This window comes from Komagataeibacter swingsii (assembly GCF_003207895.1).
Classification (GTDB): Bacteria; Pseudomonadota; Alphaproteobacteria; order Acetobacterales; family Acetobacteraceae; genus Komagataeibacter; species Komagataeibacter swingsii.
In genome coordinates this window covers 1-3,788 of record NZ_NKUB01000067.1, presented here as the reverse complement: position 1 = coordinate 3,788, position 3,788 = coordinate 1, and the positions used below count along the sequence as shown (strand labels likewise).

General features: G+C 55.8%; 3 protein-coding genes and 3 pseudogenes. 3 read left to right on the top strand and 3 right to left on the bottom strand.

Annotated elements, in window-relative coordinates; genetic code table 11:
* Nucleotides 1-188: 188 nt before the first annotated feature.
* From CFR76_RS18605 to CFR76_RS17240, 3 genes and pseudogenes are all read left to right on the top strand, one after another.
* Nucleotides 189-392, top strand: a pseudogene (locus tag CFR76_RS18605) (c-type cytochrome); the annotation flags it as partial.
* 36 nt (nt 393-428) lie between these two features.
* Nucleotides 429-902: a RidA family protein gene (locus CFR76_RS17245; protein ID WP_039734209.1), complete on the top strand. Its 474-nt coding sequence runs from the start codon at nt 429-431 to the stop codon at nt 900-902.
* Nucleotides 903-1,089: 187 nt separating this feature from the next.
* Nucleotides 1,090-1,899, top strand: a complete 810-nt coding sequence (locus CFR76_RS17240) for an alpha/beta fold hydrolase (protein WP_003631394.1) — start codon at nt 1,090-1,092, stop codon at nt 1,897-1,899.
* Nucleotides 1,900-1,959: 60 nt separating this feature from the next.
* Here the strand turns inward: CFR76_RS17240 and CFR76_RS17235 are convergent, their stop codons facing one another.
* The 3 genes and pseudogenes from CFR76_RS17235 to CFR76_RS17225 form a co-directional block, all read right to left on the bottom strand.
* Nucleotides 1,960-2,244 carry a hypothetical protein gene (locus CFR76_RS17235; protein WP_039734207.1) on the bottom strand — a complete coding sequence of 95 codons (285 nt, stop codon included), beginning with the start codon at nt 2,242-2,244 and terminating at the stop codon, nt 1,960-1,962.
* 16 nt (nt 2,245-2,260) lie between these two features.
* Nucleotides 2,261-3,196 (bottom strand): annotated as a pseudogene (locus tag CFR76_RS17230) (TolC family protein); the annotation flags it as partial.
* 39 nt (nt 3,197-3,235) lie between these two features.
* Nucleotides 3,236-3,619, bottom strand: a pseudogene (locus CFR76_RS17225) (transposase); the annotation flags it as partial.
* Nucleotides 3,620-3,788: the final 169 nt, after the last annotated feature.

Genomic DNA, 3,788 nt, shown 5'->3' with positions numbered 1-3,788 from the left:
TGTCTCCTTACGCCTACGGCTTCAGGAGACAGGCCGGGCCTTCAACAGGGGGTTAATATTGCATGCCGATCAGGGGTTATTTTTGAGTGCCGATTGACATCCCTACTTGTTGCGTGAACCTCAATGTGGCCAGTTCTACAGGTGTTCACTCCAAGCGTACGTAAAATACACTTTCGTGTCGTGATCCCAAACTGAAAAGTGCCGAGTATCCTGCTTATGTGGTGCTGAACGGCTTTGGCGGCATGCCCTGGTTTGCCGGACTGCTGAATGACCAGCAGGTAGCCGATGTCGTCAATTACGTTCGCACACATTTCGGGAACCATTATACTGATGCCCTGAAACCAGAAGACGTGTCTGAAATGCGTCCCCATCTGTCAGTAGAGGCAGAATAACGTGCGCCTTTTTAAAAGCCTGATCCCCGCGCAGCCCTGACGGCTCTGGCTGCCTTCCCTGCTCTGGCGCATGCTGAAGGCGGCGTGATCCGTCATGGTGAGGGGAAATTCCCCATCTCCACCGCGGTGGAAGTCCCCGCCGGGGCCACCACCATTTATCTGAGCGGCATGGGCGCTCCGGTGCAGGACAAAACCGCGCCGCCCAAAAGCCTTGAGGCCTATGGCGACACCCGCGCCCAGACACTCGCCTCTCTCCAGCGCATTGAAGGCGAGCTGAAAAAGCTGAACCTGACCATGGGTGATGTTGTGCAGATGCACATCTATATGGTGGCGGACCCGCGCACAAAGCAGCTGGATTTTGATGGCATGATGAAGGCCTACACCCAGTATTTCGGCACAGAAAAGCAGCCTAATCTGCCAGTGCGCTCCGCCTTTGCCGTGGCCCAGCTCGCCAACCCCGGATGGCTGATTGAAATTGAAGTAACGGCCGTTCGGACGCCTAAAAAATAAGGCCTGTTGCCTGACAACGAATTCCCCAGTCTATCGCTTTTCAAACCAAAAGACAAGCGGGGGATCGGGGGAAACAGCATCCCGCCTCACACATTTGCAAGTCTCGTCATACACGGCCATCTAAAGGCGCAGGGTATCTTGTTATACCAAGATACCCACAACATGCTCTTTTACGAGGCCTGACGATATGACTGAGCATTTAACAAAACGCTGGCAGACCCTGCCTGCCACCCCGGCCCCTCTGGCCTCCTTTAAAGGACAGCACGCCCCCATTAACGGATGCTCGCTCTATTATACGGAAGGCGGCACAGGGGACGATGTCATCATCATGCTGCATGGGGGCATGGCAAACTCTGACTACTGGGGCATACAGGCGGCTTATCTGGCCAAAACGCACCGTGTCATCCTCGTGGATAGCCGCGGGCATGGCCGCAGCACGTTAGGGGATAAACCCCTCAGCTACGCTCAGATGGCAGACGATATCATTCACCTGATGAACCATCTGGAAATTCCGAATGCCAGTCTCGTCGGGTGGAGCGATGGCGGTGTGCAGAGCATTATTCTGGCCTCTGAACACCCGGATCGCATCAAACGCATCTTTGCTTACGGGCCGCATATGTCCGCATCCGGCCTCAATCTGGCGTGTAGCGGAGATAAGGTGGTCAACGCTTTTGTAAAGCGCGCCACAGAAGACTACCGCGAGCTTTCCCCGACCCCGGATAAATTTGATGTCTTTTCAAAAACCGTCTGGGGCCTGTGGAAATGGGAGCATGATGCCGAATTCACGGAAGACCGCCTGAACGCCATCCGCTGCCCCGCATGGGTTGTGGATGGGGACCGGGACGAGATGATTCATCGCGCCCATCTGGAATATCTGGTGGCGCATATTCCGGACAGTTCTTACATGATCCTGCCCGAGACCAGCCACTTCGCCTTCCTGCAGGCCCCGCTTCTGTTTAACGAAGCGTTGGCTGACTTTCTGTCCGTCAAAGCCTGACGGTCACACTGACGGTCAGGGCGAGAAGGGTTCAGCTCTGATAACGGGCTGAACCTCTTTTTATTTCCCGTCTGTTCTCTCAAGTTCGCCGTCGGCGTCATCCGGCAGAAAGAAGTCTTCCGGGTCTCCTGGCACGGGCAGAGACAGCAGGAAAAATCCCGCGGCTACCGTGATCGCACCCGTTGCAACGGGCAGCCAGCGGAGGACTGTCACCATCGCGGAGTCCTGCGTGCTGCCGTTGACGACAAGCGCCCAGCCACTCACGCACAAAAGCGCAAAACCACCCACAAAACAGGCCACAATCCAGAGCAGCCGACGCACATAAGGAGACGAAGACTTGCTCATGATGTGACCTTTCAGATCATTGCTTGAAGGCCCGCGCTAGCACGTTTTGTGTTTCGAGGGAAACTGGCAGGGTGGAATTGGTCAGCGCCACACCTTTCCAGCCCGCGCCCAGAGCCGTGTAAAGGTTCACAGCATCACGCAGGCGTTCCAGACGCGCCAGAGCTTCCATGTTCTGCGCATTCAGGGTGGTGCGCTCGGTTGTCAGCACTTCCAGGAAGCCAACCAGACCAGCACCATATAGCCGCCGTGCCCGCTCACTGGCCGTGGCACTATCTTCTGCCGCTTTATGCAGTTGCTCGGCATATTCAATGTCATCATGCCAGGCCGCCATGGCGTCTTCAACTTCCTTGAAGCCGTTTAGCACCGACTGACGATAGGTCAAACGTGCTGCTTCCGCCGAGGCCTGAGCCGCCCGCACTTCGGACGTCATCTTGCCACCGTGCATCAGCGGCAGGCTCGCCATCATCAGGAACTGCCAGCTCATGGCATTCACCTGAAACAGCTGGTACATGGCCGACGCGTTGGGGTTGAAGGTCAACGGAATAACAAAGTGCGGATACAGGTTGGCCACAGCAACGCCAATCTGCGCCGTCGCCAGTGCATACTGCCGTTCCGCCATACGGATATCCGGGCGGTTGGCAATCACGACAGACGGCATGGTCGCGGGGAATTCCGGCACGGTCGGCAGGGGCCGCGGCACCTTCAGTTCATCTTCCAGAGAGCCCGGCATCTGCCCCAGCAGCACGGCAATAGCGTGCGTTATCTGAGAAACACGGGTTTTCAGCGGTTCACGCGCTGCAATCTGTGTATCCAGCTCGGCCTGAGCCTGCGCAATCTGCAGGGTGTTCCCCACGCCTTCCAGATACAGCTTGTTAGTCAGATCCACCGCGTGTTTTGCAACGCCGATATTGTCCGTGGCGATTTTGATCTGCAACTGGGTGACCCGGAGCAGGGTAATCCCCCCATTTTTAGTGGGGCATTGAATGAGAATTCAGGCATCTGTTTTTAGTTTCTGGGCGGGGGTTAGCCCGTTGTTCCCCATGTTGGGTCTGTCATGGTTATATGTCCAGAGCCATTGTGTTGCGACCTCCTGCACGTCCTGAATGCTTTCAAACAAATACTGCTCCAGCCATTCCTGCCGGACAGTTCTGTTGTAGCGTTCAATATAGGCGTTCTGCTGCGGATTACCCGGTTGCGTATAGATCAGGGTAATCCCCTGTTTTTCGGCCCATGAAACCAACGTATGACTGACATATTCAGGGCCATTATCCATTCGGATGGCTTCTGGCCTGCCACGCCACTCCATAACCTGTTCCAGGCAGCGGACAACCCGACAGGCCGGCAGGGAAAAATCAACCTCGACGCGGATTTCTTCTGTGGTTGCCGTCCGTTATGCAAGAGTTTTCTGACCCATATTGACGTGTGATCGTGTGCGGTCTTCTGTAATACCAACCGTTGATTGCTATAACCCATGAGCCCAATTGCGCAGTCCGATTGACATGATGCGCCATGGTTGATTGACGAGCTGGTTCCAGGCATGGCAG

Coding starts and splice junctions, on each gene's coding strand:
- CFR76_RS17240 (WP_003631394.1), top strand. CDS start 1,090: ATGACTGAGCATTTAACAAAACGCTGGCAGACCCTGCCTGCCACCCCG.
- CFR76_RS17235 (WP_039734207.1), bottom strand. CDS start 2,244: ATGAGCAAGTCTTCGTCTCCTTATGTGCGTCGGCTGCTCTGGATTGTG.